General features: G+C 60.6%; 15 protein-coding genes. 4 read left to right on the forward strand and 11 right to left on the reverse strand.

The window, feature by feature from the left end:
* Positions 1-259: 259 nt before the first annotated feature.
* Positions 260-808: a hypothetical protein gene (locus K0P33_RS26425; RefSeq protein ID WP_015885727.1), complete on the reverse strand. Its 549-nt coding sequence runs from the start codon at positions 806-808 to the stop codon at positions 260-262.
* Between the two features lie 144 nt (positions 809-952).
* Complete coding sequence (locus K0P33_RS26430; protein WP_242152388.1) at positions 953-1,720, reverse strand: sulfite exporter TauE/SafE family protein; 768 nt, start codon at positions 1,718-1,720, stop codon at positions 953-955.
* A 99-nt stretch (positions 1,721-1,819) separates the two neighbouring features.
* On the opposite strand from K0P33_RS26430, the gene K0P33_RS26435 reads away from it, so the two are divergent.
* From K0P33_RS26435 to leuA, 4 genes are all read left to right on the forward strand, one after another.
* Positions 1,820-2,710 carry a LysR family transcriptional regulator gene (locus tag K0P33_RS26435; protein ID WP_242152390.1) on the forward strand — a complete coding sequence of 297 codons (891 nt, stop codon included), beginning with the start codon at positions 1,820-1,822 and terminating at the stop codon, positions 2,708-2,710.
* A gap of 10 nt (positions 2,711-2,720) precedes the next feature.
* Positions 2,721-4,100, forward strand: a complete 1,380-nt coding sequence (xseA, locus tag K0P33_RS26440) for an exodeoxyribonuclease VII large subunit (protein WP_094949441.1) — start codon at positions 2,721-2,723, stop codon at positions 4,098-4,100.
* Between the two features lie 3 nt (positions 4,101-4,103).
* A complete protein-coding gene (locus K0P33_RS26445) occupies positions 4,104-4,925 on the forward strand; it encodes a peptidoglycan DD-metalloendopeptidase family protein (protein ID WP_094949440.1) in 822 nt (273 codons plus the stop codon).
* Between the two features lie 424 nt (positions 4,926-5,349).
* Positions 5,350-7,029, forward strand: a complete 1,680-nt coding sequence (leuA, locus tag K0P33_RS26450) for a 2-isopropylmalate synthase (protein WP_083356880.1) — start codon at positions 5,350-5,352, stop codon at positions 7,027-7,029.
* 179 nt (positions 7,030-7,208) lie between these two features.
* Here leuA and K0P33_RS26455 read toward each other — a convergent pair whose 3' ends face one another.
* The 9 genes from K0P33_RS26455 to pilW form a co-directional block, all read right to left on the reverse strand.
* Positions 7,209-8,000: an amidohydrolase gene (locus K0P33_RS26455; RefSeq protein WP_094949438.1), complete on the reverse strand. Its 792-nt coding sequence runs from the start codon at positions 7,998-8,000 to the stop codon at positions 7,209-7,211.
* The gene (locus tag K0P33_RS26460; protein ID WP_242152392.1) at positions 7,988-9,136 is read right to left on the reverse strand and encodes a pyridoxal phosphate-dependent aminotransferase; all 1,149 of its coding nucleotides are present in this window, start codon (positions 9,134-9,136) and stop codon (positions 7,988-7,990) included. Before K0P33_RS26460 ends, K0P33_RS26455 begins: the two co-directional genes overlap by 13 nt.
* Positions 9,137-9,270: 134 nt before the next feature.
* A complete protein-coding gene (der, locus tag K0P33_RS26465) occupies positions 9,271-10,740 on the reverse strand; it encodes a ribosome biogenesis GTPase Der (protein ID WP_094949436.1) in 1,470 nt (489 codons plus the stop codon).
* A gap of 134 nt (positions 10,741-10,874) precedes the next feature.
* Positions 10,875-12,026, reverse strand: coding sequence for an outer membrane protein assembly factor BamB (gene bamB, locus K0P33_RS26470; protein WP_094949435.1), 1,152 nt, complete (start codon positions 12,024-12,026; stop codon positions 10,875-10,877).
* Positions 12,019-12,660, reverse strand: coding sequence for a YfgM family protein (locus tag K0P33_RS26475; RefSeq protein WP_094949434.1), 642 nt, complete (start codon positions 12,658-12,660; stop codon positions 12,019-12,021). The genes bamB and K0P33_RS26475 overlap by 8 nt, the downstream gene beginning before the upstream one ends.
* Before the next feature lie 41 nt (positions 12,661-12,701).
* Positions 12,702-13,991, reverse strand: coding sequence for a histidine--tRNA ligase (hisS, locus tag K0P33_RS26480; RefSeq protein ID WP_242152394.1), 1,290 nt, complete (start codon positions 13,989-13,991; stop codon positions 12,702-12,704).
* A 21-nt stretch (positions 13,992-14,012) separates the two neighbouring features.
* Entirely contained in the window at positions 14,013-15,122 is a 1,110-nt protein-coding gene (gene ispG / locus K0P33_RS26485; protein ID WP_094949432.1) for a flavodoxin-dependent (E)-4-hydroxy-3-methylbut-2-enyl-diphosphate synthase, read from the reverse strand.
* Between the two features lie 2 nt (positions 15,123-15,124).
* Entirely contained in the window at positions 15,125-16,123 is a 999-nt protein-coding gene (locus tag K0P33_RS26490; protein WP_242152396.1) for a RodZ family helix-turn-helix domain-containing protein, read from the reverse strand.
* Positions 16,123-16,881 carry a type IV pilus biogenesis/stability protein PilW gene (pilW, locus tag K0P33_RS26495; protein WP_094949430.1) on the reverse strand — a complete coding sequence of 253 codons (759 nt, stop codon included), beginning with the start codon at positions 16,879-16,881 and terminating at the stop codon, positions 16,123-16,125. The genes K0P33_RS26490 and pilW overlap by 1 nt, the downstream gene beginning before the upstream one ends.
* Between the last annotated feature and the right edge of the window lie 11 nt (positions 16,882-16,892).

Genomic DNA, 16,892 nt, shown 5'->3' on the forward strand with positions numbered 1-16,892 from the left:
GAGCGGGAAAATGGAAGCGCGCCATTATATACATGCACCCTGTCAGGCTCAATGTAAAACTCTGACAAACTTGGTAATACTGATAGAAGGGTAATCTGATCGTCCCCACGCGCAGCAAAGGAACGCCTCCTTGGACGTTCCGCGTCCGGGGTCAGCGTAAGGTTAGAACCCTGCGCAATGGTGACGCACAGCGTCACGGGATGCATTCCCACGCAGGAGCGCGGGAACGATCAGAATCAGTACGAGCGCGACGATCGGGTTAAAGCTCGACTTTGACCCAACTCATCTTCTGGTCCAGCCAGTCGGCGAATTCATCGATAAAGCTCTGCTTGAAGCCCGCCTCCGCCCAGTTGTTGAAGATGAACCCCAGGTTGGAAAACCCGCATTCCTGCAGAAATAGAAACCCGTTGATGTCATCTTCATGCCCACACAGCGGGCAGGTGAAGTTGTCGGTGTGGCCGGGCATCCAGTCTTCCAGGCTTTCGAACAGCGCCTCGCCGACCTCTTTAAGGCATTCCGGGCAGCCGGCTTCTTCGAGAAAGCCTTTGGCCGGCGTGTAGATGCAGCGCTTGTAGATGATCTCCAGGCCATTGATCGGCTCGTTGAACGGCAGCGCTTCGGGGTGCAGCACCACCGCGCGGGCGCCATCGGCCAGGGCGTAGGCCATGCGGTTGCCGGTGCGCCCGCACGTGGTCAGCTCTTCCTTGATGATGTTCTTGCGCACCAGCCAACGCACGATCGCCCGGGCGCGGGGTTCGTGGACGGGCAAGGTGGAGATTTTCGGGACAAGGATGCTTTGGGAGTTCATGAGGCCTGGGAGTCCTGCGGTGTGGCGTCTGGCCTCATCGCGGGCAAGCCCGGCTCCCACATTGGAATGCGATCAACTGTGGGAGCCGGGCTTGCCCGCGATGAGGCCCTAGAGCCCGGCAGCTTAATCCCTGACACCCACAGGTCAAGTACTCAAGTAACGGGCGATCAACGCAATACCGCTGGCCAACACCAACCACGTCACCAACCGCACAAAGGCTTCACGCGTCATGCGCATCGTCAGCCTGCGCCCGCACCACAGCCCCAAGGCCATCGCCGGTAACAGGCACAGCGCCAACATCAACAGCGGCAAATCAGCGTACACCCCGGCAATCAGGAACAAGCTCAAGCGCACCACCGTGCTGCAACTGATCAACGCGCTTTGCGTGGCCCGCGCCGCGTCCTTGGGCAAACGACTGTTCAGGTAGATCGCATATAAAAAGCCGCCACTGCCAAACAACGCACCAAACAACCCGCCCACGGTGCCCATGGGAATCGACCAGCCGGCCGCCAGCTGCGTCGGCCGGGCTTTCACCGCCAGGCTGTAAATCGCATAGGCGCTGATAAACAGCCCCATCAATAGCAGCAACAGGTCCGAATGCAGGTTGAGCAAGAAGATCACACCGAGTGTGCAACCGATTGCCATGCACGGCAGCAAACGCAGCAACTCCGGCGTGTTCACGTCCCGCCGTGATTGCAGCAGGTTGCCAAAGGCCGCGACGAAATCCAGCAGCACCAGCAGCGGGATGATTTTCGACAACGGCATAAACACAATCAGGATCGGCCCGGCGACCAGCGCCGTACCAAAGCCTGCGATACCGAACACGATATAGGCGACGACAATGCCGACGCCGATCACTAGCCAATCAACGCCGCCAAACGACCACTGGCTCATCAGCTCAACCGGGTTCATGGGCACTTCCTTGAAAGAGTTGGCCCCCACTTTAGCCATCGTCGAGTGTTGCGACTAATATCTTCAAAGCCCTCCACCTATCTCGAAAAGGCATGACGCGTGATCTCCACCCGCCAACTGCGCTACTTCGTCGAAATCGCCGACAGTGGCAGCTTCAGCGCCGCCGCCGAACGTCTGTTTGTGGCGCAATCGGCCCTGAGCCGACAGATCAAAGAGCTGGAAACCCAGCTGCAAACCCCGCTGTTCGAACGCACCGCGCGCCAACCACGGCTGACGGCGGCTGGTGAAGCCTTCTACCCACGGGCGCGCAACCTGTTGGGCGAGTTGCTCAAGGCCAGCGAAATGGCCACACAGGTGGGCAACGGTCAGTTGGGCACGCTGCGCCTGAGCCATTCGAGCACCGTGCCGATGAGCGGCCCCTTGCTGCAAGGCATCAGCAACTGGCTGAAGCGTTGCCCTGGCGTGTCGATGGACATCGTCCAACTTTCCTCCGAAGCGCAGTTGGAGGAAATCGCCGACGGCCGCCTCGAAGTCGGGCTGTTGCGCCTGCCGGTGTTGCGCCAGCGCGAAGGCGTGCGAGTGGTGCCTTTATACAGCGAACAACTGTTGCTGGCGGTGCCGCCTGATCACGCGCTGGCGCGCAGCACTGCGCCGGTGGCATTGGCGCAACTCAAGGACGAAGCATTTATCTCGATCCCCCATCCCCAACGCGGCGGCCTGAGTTATCTGTCAGCCGAGTTGTGCATGCGCGCAGGATTTTTCCCCAAGGCGGCACGGGTGATGTCGCGCAAAACCACGCAGTTGCAACTGATCCAGGCCGGCTTCGGTATTGCCTTGTTACCAAAATCCATGCAGGACATCGCCCCCGCCAACCTGCACTTTTTACCCCTGGCCGACCCGGACAGCCTCAGCACCGTGGCCCTGGCCTGCGCGCAGACGCCGAGCGCGCTGGTCGAGCAATTCTGCCAAACCTTGCACGAATGCCTATAAACTGCCGCCCATGATTAAAGATCCTTTTGCCCGTCTGGGCCTGGACCGCGAAGTCCTGACTGTCAGCCAGCTCAACGGCCGCGCGCGGGTGTTGCTGGAAGACGTGTTCACCAATATCTGGGTCGAAGGCGAGATCTCCAACCTCGCCCGCCCGGCCTCCGGCCACGTGTATTTCACCCTCAAGGACAGCGGCGCCCAGGTACGTTGCGCGTTGTTTCGCAACAATGCCGCCAGGGTGCGCCAGGCGTTGAAAGATGGCCTGGCGGTGAAGGTGCGCGGCAAGGTCTCGCTGTTCGAGGGCCGGGGCGACTACCAGTTGATCCTCGACACCGTGGAGCCTGCCGGTGATGGCGCGCTGCGCCTGGCCTTCGATGCCTTGAAGGAAAAGCTCAGCGCTGAAGGCCTGTTCAGTGCCGAACGCAAGGTGCCGCTGCCGGCGCACCCGCAGAAGATCGGCATTATCAGTTCGCCTACCGGTGCGGTGATCCGCGACATCATCAGCGTGTTCCGCCGCCGTGCGCCGCAGGTGCAATTGACGTTGATCCCCACCGCCGTGCAAGGCCGCGAAGCGATCCCGCAGATTGTGCGCGCACTGAAACTGGCCGACGCGCGCGGCTTCGACGCGTTGATCCTGGCCCGTGGCGGCGGCTCGTTAGAAGACCTGTGGTGCTTCAACGAAGAAGCCGTGGCCCGCGCGGTGGATGCTTGCGTTACGCCCATCGTCAGCGCCGTCGGCCATGAGACCGATGTGTCGATCACGGACTTTGTGGCAGACGTGCGCGCACCGACGCCCTCGGCCGCCGCGGAATTGCTCGCGCCGGACGCCAGCAATCTGGTGCGCCAGGTCGAAAGCCTGCATCGCCGCTTAGTCCTGTTGATGCGCAATCGGTTGAGCCACGACCGTCTGCGCCTGGAAGGCATGGCCCGCCGCCTGCGCCACCCTGGCGAACGGCTGCGCCAGCAGGCCCAGCGCCTGGATGACCTGGACATGCGCATGCGCCGCGCCTTCGAGCGCAGCCTCAATACCCGCCGCGAACGCCTGATTCGCCTGGAAACCCGCCTCGCCGGCCAACACCCGGGCCGCCAACTGGCCCTGCTGCGCCAACGCCTGGACAGCCTCGCCGAACGCCTGCCGCGTGCCATGCGCGAAGGTCTCAAGGCGCGGCGCCTGCAACTGCAAAGCCAGGTGCAGACGCTGCAAGTGGTCAGCCCACTGGCGACCCTCGGCCGTGGCTACAGCATTTTGCTGGACGACCGCGGCCAGGCGATTCGCAATGCCGCGCAAACCCACACCGGCCAGCGCCTGACCGCGCGCCTCGGTGAAGGCCAATTGCAGGTGCGGGTGGAAGACAACCACCTGACACCCGTCACCCTTTCGTTATTGGATTGATTGATGCCTCGTCTATTTAGCCTGCTGATGCTGTTGTGCCTCACCGTCAATGCCCACGCCGACAGCTACATCACTCGGCTGCTGAACAAGCCGGTGCCCGGTGGCGTTGCAGTGGTCGACCTGGGTGCTTCGGCAACGGCGCCGAAAGCGACCTACCAAAACCGACCGGTATTGGTGGTCAAGGAACAGAACAACTGGCTGGCGATCGTCGGGATTCCGCTTGCGGTTAAACCCGGCACCCAACGCATCGCCAGTGGCGGGCAAAACCTGCCGTTTGTGGTGGGCTTCAAGAAGTACCCCGAGCAGCACATCACGTTGAAGAACAAAAGCCAGGTGAACCCAGACCCGGCGCAGCTCAAACGCATCGAGGGCGAGTTGGCCGTGCAGCTCAAGGCTTACCGCAGTTTCAGCCCGAACACGCCAAGCAACTTGCTGCTGGATAAACCCGTCAATGGGCCGCTGTCGAGCAAGTTTGGTGTGCGCCGGTTCTTTAACGGCGAGGAGCGCAACCCGCATTCTGGCCTGGACTTCGCTGTCGGCGCCGGCACGCCGATCAAAACCCCGGCGGGAGGTAAAGTGATCCTGACCGGCAACTACTTCTTCAACGGCAACACCGTGTTCGTCGACCACGGCCAAGGCTTTATCAGCATGTTCTGCCACATGTCGAAGATCGACGTGAAGGTGGGCGATCAACTGGCACGCGGTGCGGTGGTGGGCAAGGTCGGCTCGACAGGCCGTGCGACCGGGCCGCACATGCACTGGAACATCAGCCTCAACGATGCACGAGTGGACCCAGCGATTTTTATCGGCGCCTTCCAGCCCTGAGATGATCGGTGGGGCCGCAAGCTTCATCGCGGGCAAGCCCGCTCCCACAGTTGAATGCATTCCAATGTGGGAGCGGGCTTGCCCGCGATAGCGTGAGCCTGTCACCGCAATTGCGCGCCTCGTTTAGCCTGCGCAAATAAAAATGTCATTAGCCACTAATACAGCTACAAAATCTCGCCCACTCACTCAAAGCAAGAACTTCTCTCAATTTTTAGCGACTGCTTGCCATCTTTCACCCCTGCGGTTAGGGTTGAGCTTATGAAAACCTCTCACACCCTCATTCAGCTCCGCCAGCACCGCAGCCTGTGCCTCGTCAGCGCACGACTGCCAGGCTGAATCGATCTGCCTCGTCCCACGCTTCATCCCCAAAAATAGTTACACGGCAGGCCGCCTTTTCTCGGCCCCTACAACAAAGGATTTCCCGATGAGCATGCTCAAAGACCCGTCTTCGAAGTACCGCGCGTTCCCGACCATCGATATCCCGGACCGCACCTGGCCGTCGAAAACCATCACCGAAGCGCCGATCTGGTGCAGCTCCGACCTGCGTGATGGCAACCAGTCGCTGATCGAGCCGATGGACGCCGCGAAAAAACTGCGTTTCTGGAAGACCCTGGTTGCGGTGGGCGTGAAGGAAATCGAAGCCTCCTTCCCGGCCGCTTCGCAAACCGACTTCGACTTCGTGCGCACCTTGATCGAAGACAATCACATCCCCGAGGACACCACCATCCAGGTGCTGACCCAGGGCCGTGAAGACTTGATCGCCCGTACCTTCGAATCCCTGCGCGGCGCCAAGAAAGCCATCGTGCATTTGTACAACGCCACCTCGCCGTCGTTCCGCCGCATTGTGTTCAACCAGGACAAGGACGGCATCAAGGCCATCGCCGTCAACGCGGCCAAGCTGTTCGTCAAATACGCCGCCCAGCAGCCGGAAACCCAGTGGACCTTCGAATATTCCCCGGAGACCTTCAGCGCCACTGAACTGGAGTTCGCCAAGGAAGTGTGTGACGCGGTGATCGAGGTGTGGAACCCAACACCTGAGCACAAGATGATCCTCAACTTGCCAGCCACCGTTGAATGCGCCACACCGAACATCTATGCCGACCAGATCGAGTGGTTCGGTCGCCATATCAACCGCCGTGACAGCGTAATCATCAGCCTGCACACCCACAACGACCGTGGCACTGGCGTGGCCGCCACCGAGCTGGGCCTGATGGCCGGCGCCGACCGTGTCGAAGGCTGCCTGTTCGGCAACGGCGAGCGCACCGGTAACGTCGACCTGGTCACTGTGGCACTGAACATGTACACCCAGGGCCTCGACCCGCAGCTGGACTTTTCCGACATCGACGGCGTGCGCAAAGTCGTCGAGGAGTGCAACCAGATCCAGGTGCACCCACGTCACCCGTACGTCGGCGACTTGGTGCACACCGCGTTCTCCGGTTCCCACCAGGACGCGATCCGCAAAGGTTTCACCCAGCAGAAAGCCGACGCACTGTGGGAAGTACCGTATTTGCCGATCGACCCGGCCGACATTGGCCGCAGCTACGAGGCGGTGATTCGTGTGAATAGCCAGTCGGGCAAAGGCGGCATCGCCTACCTGCTGGAGCAGGAATACGACATCAGCTTGCCGCGTCGCATGCAGATCGAGTTCAGCCAAGTGGTGCAGGCTGAAACCGACCGCGTGGGTCTTGAGATGACCGCACCGCAGATCTACGCTTTGCTGCAGCGTGAATACCTGCAAGCCAACACCCCGTATGCGCTGGTCAGCCATCGCCTGCAGGAAGAGAACGGCAACAGCTTTGTCGAGGTGGAAGTCTCGGGCAAGGGCCAGGGCGAAACCAACCTGCACTGGAAAGGCAAAGGCAACGGCGCCCTGGAAGCGCTGGTGGCTGGCCTGCCGATTGGCGTGGAGATCATGGACTACAACGAACATGCCATCGGTGCAGGCACCAACGCCAAGGCGGCGGCCTACATTGAACTGCGTGTGAACGGCGAGCGCCCAGTGCATGGCGTGGGCATTGATGAAAACATCACCACAGCGAGCTTCAAGGCGCTGTTCAGTGCGCTGAACCGTTCGTTGAGTCAGCAGGAAGCGAAAGCGGCGTAAGCCAGTACGCTGAAATGCAAAAGGCCCCTGGGTGAGAACTCAGGGGCCTTTTTTGTTGGGTTGCAGATTTGTGTGGTTTGTAAGGGCCTCATCGCGGCATCTACATAACCGCCAGTGGACACAAAATCTGAAGCAACCGAGCTTTTGTGGCGAGCGGGCTTGCCCGCGATAGCGGTGTATCAGACAAACTGAAACCTATCGGCATCCAGGTTCGCCGGAAACTTGGTGCGATACGCCGCCAGCTCGGCCGCTTCCAGGCATACCTGAAACACCCCATCCGCCTCCCCCGCACTCAACAAGGTCTCACCCTGGAAATCCAGCACTTGACTGTCTCCGGTGTAGGCAAAGCCTTTGCCATCGGTACCCACCCGGTTCACCGCCGCCACGTAGCACAGATTTTCGATGGCTCGTGCTGGCAATAACCGGTTCCAGTGCTGGCGCCGTGCACCCGGCCAGTTGGCGGTGTACAGCAGCAAGTCCGTGTCCTGCGCATCACGGCTCCACACAGGGAAGCGCAGGTCGTAGCAAATCAACGGCCGAATACGCCAGCCCTTCAACTCGAACTGCACCTGACGCTCGCCCGGCGTGTAGTGGTCGTGCTCGCCGGCCATACGGAACAGGTGGCGCTTGTCGTAATGCAGCACCTCGCCATCCGGCCGCGCCCAGAGCAGGCGGTTGCGGTGGCTGCCGTCGGCGGCTTGGATGATCACGCTGCCGGTGATCACCGCGTTGTATTTGGCCGCCTGGGCCAGGAGCCACTCATGGGTGGGGCCATTTTCGCGCTCGGCGAGCGTGGCCGACTCCATCGAGAAGCCGGTGGTGAACATTTCCGGCAATACGATCAGGTCGGCGCCTTGGGCTTGTTCCAGCAGCAACTCGAAATGCTCGAAGTTGGCCTGACGGTCATGCCACACCAGGCTGGTCTGGACCAGGGCGATATTCAGGTCGGGTAATGCACTCAGATCACGCATAGTTTCTCAGCTGCTTGTTGCAGCGTTTCCTCGCGTTTGGCAAAGCACAGGCGCACCAGGCGCTGGCCTTGGGGTGGGTGCTGGTAGAACACCGAGACCGGAATCGTCGCCACGCCGTGCTCGCGGGTCATCCACAGTGACATGGCGACGTCATCCAGGTCCGGGCGAATCTGTGAGTAATCCACCAGTTGAAAGTAAGTACCGGTCACCCGGGTAAAGCTGAAACGCGACGGCGCCAGCAGGTCGCAGAACAGGTCGCGCTTGGCCTGGTAGAAGGCCGGCAGTTCTTCGACGTGTTCCGGGTGTTCGGCCATGAAGTCCGCCAAAGCGTACTGCAAAGGGGTCACGCCGCAGAAGTTGACATATTGATGCACCTTGCGCAGTTCAGCGGTCAGAGCGGCGGGCGCGACCACGTAGCCGGTTTTCCAGCCGGTGACGTGATAGGTCTTGCCGAAGGAGCTGACCACGAACGCACGCTGATACAGCTCTTCGTGGGCCAGCACGCTGACATGGGGTACGCCATCGAACACCAAGTGTTCGTAGACTTCATCGCTGACCAGATAGATATCGCGGTCGCGGATCAGTTCGGCCAACTGGTCCAGTTCGGCGCGACTGATCAGTGCGCCGGTCGGGTTGTGCGGGGTGTTGAGGATGATCATGCGTGTGCGCGGTGACAACGCGGCCTTGATCCTTTCGAAGTCCAAGGCGAAGCCTTGCAGGCTCAGTTGTACATGCACGCAGCGGCCACCGGCCAGTTCGACCGAGGGCTCATAGCTGTCGTAGCTGGGGTCGAACACGATGACTTCATCGCCGTTGCGAATCACCGCTTGAATCGCGCAGAAAATCGCGGCGGTGGCGCCGGGAGTGATGGTCACTTCGCTGTCGGGGTTGACTGTCGCGCCATAGCTACGGGCGATCTTGGCGGCCACTTGCTGACGCAGGGCCGGCAGGCCGGTCATCGGTGAATACTGGTTATGCCCGCTGGCGACGTGCTTACCGACCGCATCGAGTAATGCTTTAGGGCCATTGAAATCGGGAAAACCCTGGGACAGGTTGAGTGCGCCGGTCTCGGCAGCGAGTTGCGACATGGTGGTGAAAATGGTCGTGCCGACATTCGGCAGCTTGCTGGTGATCATCGGAGGCCCCTGCAGGTGAGCCTCAAGTTTTAAGCTGCCGGCTGCGTGGGGTCAAGGCACAAACCATCGCGCACAAAAAAGGGCTCCAAAGGAGCCCTCTCTTGCAGCGTGCAGCTTACGACCTGAAGCGGCGTTTATTTCTTGTCGCGGCGCTTCTTGTCGGCCTTCTTGTGGTGAGTCATCAAACGACGCTTCTTGTTCACCTGACGGTCAGTCAAGGTGTTCTTGTTGCCTTCGTATGGGTTCTCGCCACCTTTGAACTCGATACGGATCGGCGTACCGACCAGTTTCAAGACACGGCGGTAGGTGTTTTCCAGGTAACGCACATAGGATTTCGGCACCTTCTCGATCTGGTTACCGTGAATCACGATAATCGGCGGGTTGGCACCACCCAAGTGGGCGTAACGCAGTTTGATGCGGCGGTTGTTAACCATCGGCGGCGCGTGCTCGCCAACTGCGTCTTCCAGGATCTGGGTCAGACGGTTGGTCGGCCAGCGGGTAACTGCGGACTTGAACGAGTTTTGTACGGAGGCGTAGAGGTTACCCACGCCGGTGCCGTGCAGGGCCGAGATAAAGTGAATATCGGCGAACTCAACAAAGAACAGGCGGCGCTGCAGCTCGATCTTGACGAAATCGCGCTCGCTCGGCGTCATGCCGTCCCACTTGTTGATCGCGATGACCAAGGCGCGACCGGCTTCCAGGGCAAAGCCCAGCAAGTTGAGGTCGTGGTCTACCACGCCTTCGCGGGCGTCCATCACGAAGATCACCACGTTGGCGTCTTTGATCGCTTGCAGGGTTTTGACCACCGAGAACTTTTCAACTTCCTCGTGGATCTTGCCGCGCTTGCGCACACCGGCGGTGTCGATCAGCGTGTACTTCTCGTCGTTACGCTCGAACGGGATGTAGATGCTGTCGCGGGTGGTGCCGGGTTCGTCATACACGATTACCCGGTCTTCGCCGAGCATGCGGTTAACCAGCGTCGACTTGCCGACGTTAGGGCGGCCGATGATCGCGATCTTGATACCGTCTTTTTCGCTCGGGCCAGGAATGCGCTTGGCTTCCTCACCTTCGGCGACGATCTCCTCGCTGCCCTCTTCTTCCTCGGCGTCATCCTTAGGGAAGTCGCGCAGGGCGATTTCCAGCATCTGGGTGATGCCGCGACCGTGAGCACCGGCGACCGGAATCGCGTCGCCCAGGCCCATCGGGCTGAATTCGGCACGGGCGGCCTCAGGATCGATGTTGTCGATCTTGTTGGCGACCAGATAGGAACGCTTGTTGCGCTTGCGCAGGTGCTCGCCAATCATTTGGTCGGCAGCGGTGTAGCCCGCGCGGGCGTCCACCAGGAACAACACGACATCGGCTTCTTCGATAGCGAGCAGCGACTGCTCGGCCATCTTTTCGTCCATGCCATGCTCGTCACCGGAGATACCACCGGTGTCGACAATAATGTAGGAGCGCCCTTGCCACTTTGCCTCACCGTATTGGCGATCACGGGTCAGACCGGACAAGTCGCCGACGATGGCGTCGCGAGTCCTGGTCAGGCGGTTGAACAAGGTGGACTTGCCGACGTTAGGTCGGCCCACCAGGGCGATTACGGGAACCATGCGGCTCTCCACTTCGTTATTTCAGAAAATACAAAAGCCGCTGCAAGGCAGCGGCTGGTGCTCGGGGCAGCATATTCAAATGCCGCATGCCCCGCCGAAGCGGGGCCGCCTGGGTGTTACCCCAAGCATAGTTCTTACTTGATGGTCAGGGCTTGCAGCTTGCCGCTGTTGCCAAACACATAAAGCATGTTACCCACAACCAGCGGACGGGCACGCAGGCCGTCGCTGTCGATACGCTCGCGGCCGACAAAACGACCGTCCACCTGGCTCAGCAGATGCAGGTAACCTTCGAAGTCACCTACCGCTACGTAGCTGGAGAACACTTCCGGTGCCGACAGTTGACGGCGGGCCAGAGAGTCGTTGCTCCACAGTGCGGTGGTAGAACGCTCGTCCACACTTTCAACGGTGCCGGACGCCAGGCTTACGTAGACGCTGCCAAACCCTTGGGCGACACCAGCATAGCTGGAAGCATCACGCTGCCAGTTGATGCGGCCGCTTTGCAGGTCCAGCGCCGCAACGCGGCCCTGGTAAGTGGCCACGTAAATGGTTTCGCCCGACAGCAGCAAGCCGCCGTCGATGTCCACAACGCGGTCCAGCTCGGAACGACCTTGAGGGATGGCCACACGGGTTTCCCAGGCCGGCACGCCGTTCTGAGTATCCAGGGCGACCACTTTACCGGTCGACAGGCCTGCGACGGCCAGGTTGTTGGTCACAATCGGACCACTGGTACCGCGCAGGGTCAACACCGCAGGGGTGCTGTCATACAGCCAGCGCTGGTTGCCGGTGGAGGCATCCAAGCCAATCACACGGTCATCCTGGGTCTGCACCACGACGATATCGCCGTTGGTGGCAGGCGCCGAGAGCACTTCACTGGTCACGCGAGCGCGCCATTTCTCTTCGCCCGTCGCCGAGTCCAGAGCAACCACGTCGCCTTTAAGCGTACCGATCAGCACCATGCCGTAGCCGACACCCACGCCACCGGAAACCGGCAGCTCGAGGTCTTTCTTCCACTTCACGTCGCCATTCATGCGATCCATGGCAATGATCACGCCCGTGGAGTCAGTGGCCACGATGTTGTCGCCGTCGATTGCCGGCTGCAACAGGTTGTACAGGTCGCCCTGGCCATCACCGACGGAGCGGCTCCACTGCTTCTGCAGGACCACTTCTTCCTTGAAGCTGGTCAGCTCGGCAGGAGGCAGTTCTTTTTTACTGTTGCTGCTGCAACCCGCGGCCAGAATGGCCAGAGCCAGCAATGCTGCATGTTTCCAACGGATCACGTCACGCATCCCCTTTGGCCAAGTCGTCCAGCTTGATTTGTAAGCCACCGACCGCCGCTTCATCAGACAGCGCCGCCTTGGCTTTTTGGTACGCAGCATGGGCTTCGTCGGTACGACCCAATTGGACCAACAGGTCGCCCTTGAGCTCTTCACGAGTGGCCACAAATGCTTTGTCAGCATCGCCGTCGAGCAATTTGAGTGCTTCGTCAGCCTTGTTCTGTGCTGCCAACACCTGTGCCAGGCGCTGACGTGCGATTTCACCCAGGGTCGGGTTGGTCGGCTTGTCGGCGATGGCCTTCAGCTCGGTGGCTGCGTCATCCAGCTTGCCGGTGTCGACCGCAACTTTCGCGACGAACAGGCTGCCGTACTGGGCGTAGGTGCTACCGCCGAATTCGGCTTTCAGCTTGCCGGCCAAGTCTGCCACTTGGCCAGGATCAGGCTTGCCGTCCGGCGTCAGCGTGGTTTCCAGCAATTGTTGATAGAGGATCGAGGCGCCTTGGGACTGGTTGGCCTGATACTTTGTCCAGGCTTGCCAGCCGAACACCACCACTAAAGCCAGCAGGCCGCCGGTAACCAGGGGCTTGCCGTTACGCTGCCACCAGTCCTTGAACTCGGCCAGCTGCTCATCATCAGTACTCGACACCCCAATACTCCTTAATCGCTAAATTCGGCTGTTCGACAGCTTCAACCCTGCACGACGCAGGTGGCCAAGTGCGCGGCGAGCGCATCAAAGGCAATGTTCTGTTGCTCGCCCTGGCCACGCAGGGGTTTGAAACCTATCACTTGCTGGGCCAGTTCGTCATCGCCGAGGATTAGTGCATACAGCGCACCGCTCTTGTCGGCCTTCTTGAATTGGCTCTTGAAGCTGCCGGCGCCGGCATTGATCTGCAGGCGCAGGTTCGGCAGTTGGTCGCGCACTTTTTCGCTCAAGGCCAGGGCTGCCAGTTCGGCGGCCTCGCCAAAGGCGCACAGGTACACGTCCACCTGACGGGAGATTTCTTCCGGGACCTGCTCCAGGGTTTCCAGCAGCAGGATCAGCCGCTCGATGCCCATGGCAAAACCCACGCCCGTGGTCGGCTTGCCGCCCATTTGCTCGACCAGGCCGTCGTAACGACCACCGGCGCACACGGTGCCCTGGGCGCCGAGTTTGTCGGTGACCCATTCGAATACGGTTTTGCTGTAGTAATCGAGGCCACGTACCAGTTTCGGGTTGATCACGTACGGAATACCGGCCGCATCCAGGCGAGCCTTGAGGCCCTCGAAGTGGATGCGCGACTCGTCGTCCAGGTAATCGGCCATTTTCGGCGCGTCGACCAGTACGGCTTGGGTGTCGGCGTTCTTGGTATCCAGCACGCGCAACGGGTTGGTTTTCAGACGGCGCTGGCTGTCTTCGTCCAACTTGTCGAGGTGGGCGGACAGGTACTCGACCAGGGCGACCCGGTAGCGGCCACGGGATTCACTGGTGCCCAGGCTGTTAAGTTCAAGCTTGACCGCGTCGCGGATGCCCAGCAGGCCCCACAGGCGCCAGGTCAGCACGATCAGCTCGGCGTCGATGTCCGGGCCGTCGAGGTTGAACACTTCCAGGCCGATCTGGTGGAACTGGCGATAACGGCCTTTCTGCGGGCGCTCGTGGCGGAACATCGGGCCGATGTACCACAGCTTCTGCGGCTGGCCACCACCGGTGAGGCCATGCTCGAGCACGGCGCGCACGCACGCGGCAGTACCTTCCGGACGCAGAGTCAGGGAGTCGCCGTTGCGGTCTTCAAAGGTGTACATCTCTTTTTCGACGATGTCGGTCACTTCACCGATGGAGCGCTTGAACAGCTCGGTGAACTCGACGATCGGCATGCGGATCTGCTTGTAACCGTAGTTATCCAGCAGGCGCGCGACCGTGCTCTCGAAGTAGCGCCACAGTGGCGTCTGCTCCGGCAGGATGTCGTTCATGCCACGAATGGCTTGCAGAGACTTGCTCACATCTAATCCTTAAATTCGTTCTTAGCCGCGCGCGATCAGCGCTGCGTCAGCCGCGACCTTCTCGGCCGCTTTCTGGCGGATCAGTCTTTCGAGCTCATCCACCAGATTGTCATTCGTCAACTTCTGCGACGGCTTGCCGTCGATGTAAATCAGGTTCGGCGTACCGCCTGTCAGGCCGATGTGCGCCTCTTTGGCTTCACCCGGGCCGTTGACCACGCAACCGATCACCGCAACATCCAGCGGCACCAGCAGGTCCTCGAGGCGCCCTTCCAGTTCGTTCATGGTTTTCACCACGTCGAAGTTCTGCCGCGAGCAGCTCGGGCAGGCAATGAAGTTGATGCCACGGGAACGCAAATGCAGGGATTTGAGAATGTCGTAACCGACCTTCACTTCCTCTACCGGGTCTGCCGCCAGGGAGATGCGGATAGTATCGCCAATCCCTTCGGCGAGCAGCATACCGAGACCCACCGCAGATTTCACTGTGCCTGAGCGCAAACCGCCCGCTTCAGTGATACCCAGGTGCAGCGGCTGCACGATTTCCTTGGCCAGCAGGCGGTAAGCTTCTACGGCCATAAACACGTCGGAAGCCTTTACGCTGACCTTGAAGTCCTGAAAATTCAGACGTTCAAGGTGTTCAACGTGGCGCAGCGCCGATTCAACCAGCGCGGCTGGGGTCGGCTCGCCGTATTTCTTTTGCAGGTCTTTTTCCAGGGAACCGGCGTTGACGCCGATACGGATCGGAATCCCGCGATCACGGGCAGCATCCACCACCGCGCGCACACGGTCTTCGCGACCGATGTTGCCCGGGTTGATGCGCAGGCAATCGACGCCCAGCTCGGCAACGCGCAGAGCGATCTTATAGTCGAAATGAATGTCGGCAACCAGCGGCACCTTGACCAGTTGTTTGATGCGACCAAAGGCTTCGGCAGCGTCCATGTCTGGCACGGAAATCCGCACGATGTCTACGCCGGCGGCTTCCAGACGGTTGATCTGGGCCACGGTGGCGGCAACATCATTGGTGTCGCTGTTGGTCATGCTCTGTACCGCGATGGGGGCATCGCCACCCACCGGCACCGAGCCGACCCAGATCTTGCGCGATACGCGACGTTTGATTGGAGATTCGCCGTGCATGACTATTGTCCCAACTTGAGGCGAGCAGTCTCGCCACTGGTGAACGGCGCTACGTCCACAGGCTGGCCGTTGTAGACCACTTGCGCGCCACGGGCAAAGCCCAGACGCAGCGTCAAAGGAGGCTTGCCGCCCTGGTCAAGCGTATCTCCCTTACGCTTCAAACCGCTAAACAGCACTTTGCCGTTGCCATCGGTGACTTGCGTCCAGCAGTCAGCGACGAAGGTAATCTGGATATGCCCGTCACCGGCGATCAACGCAGGCGCGGTAGCCGGCGCAACTGCCGGCGCTGCCGGTGCAGCTGACGTGGTGGCCACAGGAGCCGGTGCCGCGACAGCGGGTGTGTGGGCCTGGGCAGCCGGAGCGGCCGGGGTTGCCGGCACAGTGGGAGCCGTCACGGCGGCGGCCGCAGGCGCAGTGCCAGCTTCCGGCACTGGCTGCTCGGCGGTGGCCGGCGCTTGCGGCGCGGCCTGCCCTTCGGCAACGGCCTGGTCTTCTGGCTCGTCCAGCGGATGAATTTGGGTGGTGCCGTCAGCGCTTTCGACTTCGACGTGCTCCATGGCGTTGCTGGTCAGGTCCTTGCTGCGCTGGGAGGCCTGGTCTTGCCACCAGACGAAACCGCCGCCGATCACGGCAATCAGCAGCAACAGGCTGACAATTCGCAAAATTGTGTGGGAAACCCGCACCGGCTCTTCGATGCGACCCAGGCCATGCACATTGCTGCCCTGGGAATCGGTGCCGGTGAACTGGTCGAATTCCTGTACCAGCACGGTCTGGTCAATGCCCAGCAACTTGGCATAAGCGCGGATATAGCCGCGGGAGAAGGTATGCCCAGGCAGCTTGTCGAACGCGCCGGCTTCAAGGTTGCCCAGAGACGTCGTGGTCAAATTGAGCTTGAGGGCCACTTCTGCCAGCGACCAACCATTGCTTTCGCGGGCCTGACGCAAGGTCTCGCCTGGGTTTACGCGATTAGCTGCTACAACTTCCGGGTGCGACGCTTTCATCATTGCTCCGACAGGTATTGCTGATATTCCGGCGTACCGGGATAGAGTCGTTCGAGTTGCTGGCCAAAACGTGCGGCCGTGTCGCGTTCTTCATGAACCGTCGCCAGGCGCACACCGAGCAATAGACTACGTGCATTTTGCCCGCTGAGCAGGCTAAAACGCTCGTAATAGTCACGTGCCGGCACATAATGCCTGTCTTCGTAAGACATCTCAGCCATTTCGAGCAACGCACGTGGCTGGCGACTGTTCAGGTGCAGGGCTTTTTCCAGTTGCTGACGCGCGCTATCGCGCTGACCGAGGCGCACCGAGGTGACCCCAAGGTTCTCGAACACCCGCGACCGCTCCGGGTAGAGGGCATCGGAGGAAGCTTGCTGGAAATAACGGGAAGCCTGGTCATAACGTTTCTGCGCGAACAAGAAGCTGCCGTAATTGTTCAGCAGCCGAGGGTCTGCAGGACGCGCGGCCAAGGCCTTTTGGAAATACTGATCGGCCAGCTCAGGCTCGGCCTGCGCCTGGAACACCAAGGCCAATGCGGCATTCGCGTCGGCATCGTCGCCGTCCAGCTCAAGGGCCTTTTTCAACGGCACCTTGGCCTGCTCGCTCATACCTTGGCGCAGGTAACCCAGGCCCAGTTGCACATAGGCCACTCGCGCCTCATCACGGCCTTTATCGGTTTGCAAAGGGCTGTCATAGCCCGATGAAACACAACCGGCCACGAGGCCGGTAAAAAGTAAAAGCAGCGCAAGGCGCAAGGGCATAGAGATCCTCT

The organism is Pseudomonas sp. ArH3a, assembly GCF_022648765.1.
GTDB lineage: Bacteria > Pseudomonadota > Gammaproteobacteria > Pseudomonadales > Pseudomonadaceae > Aquipseudomonas.

Excerpts from the sequence above, each read along its gene's own strand:
- K0P33_RS26425 (WP_015885727.1), bottom strand. The coding sequence starts at position 808 with ATGAACTCCCAAAGCATCCTTGTCCCGAAAATCTCCACCTTGCCCGTC.
- K0P33_RS26430 (WP_242152388.1), bottom strand. The coding sequence starts at position 1,720 with ATGAACCCGGTTGAGCTGATGAGCCAGTGGTCGTTTGGCGGCGTTGAT.
- xseA (WP_094949441.1), top strand. The coding sequence starts at position 2,721 with ATGATTAAAGATCCTTTTGCCCGTCTGGGCCTGGACCGCGAAGTCCTG.
- K0P33_RS26445 (WP_094949440.1), top strand. The coding sequence starts at position 4,104 with ATGCCTCGTCTATTTAGCCTGCTGATGCTGTTGTGCCTCACCGTCAAT.
- leuA (WP_083356880.1), top strand. The coding sequence starts at position 5,350 with ATGAGCATGCTCAAAGACCCGTCTTCGAAGTACCGCGCGTTCCCGACC.
- K0P33_RS26455 (WP_094949438.1), bottom strand. The coding sequence starts at position 8,000 with ATGCGTGATCTGAGTGCATTACCCGACCTGAATATCGCCCTGGTCCAG.
- K0P33_RS26460 (WP_242152392.1), bottom strand. The coding sequence starts at position 9,136 with ATGATCACCAGCAAGCTGCCGAATGTCGGCACGACCATTTTCACCACC.
- der (WP_094949436.1), bottom strand. The coding sequence starts at position 10,740 with ATGGTTCCCGTAATCGCCCTGGTGGGCCGACCTAACGTCGGCAAGTCC.
- bamB (WP_094949435.1), bottom strand. The coding sequence starts at position 12,026 with ATGCGTGACGTGATCCGTTGGAAACATGCAGCATTGCTGGCTCTGGCC.
- ispG (WP_094949432.1), bottom strand. The coding sequence starts at position 15,122 with ATGCACGGCGAATCTCCAATCAAACGTCGCGTATCGCGCAAGATCTGG.
- K0P33_RS26490 (WP_242152396.1), bottom strand. The coding sequence starts at position 16,123 with ATGAAAGCGTCGCACCCGGAAGTTGTAGCAGCTAATCGCGTAAACCCA.
- pilW (WP_094949430.1), bottom strand. The coding sequence starts at position 16,881 with ATGCCCTTGCGCCTTGCGCTGCTTTTACTTTTTACCGGCCTCGTGGCC.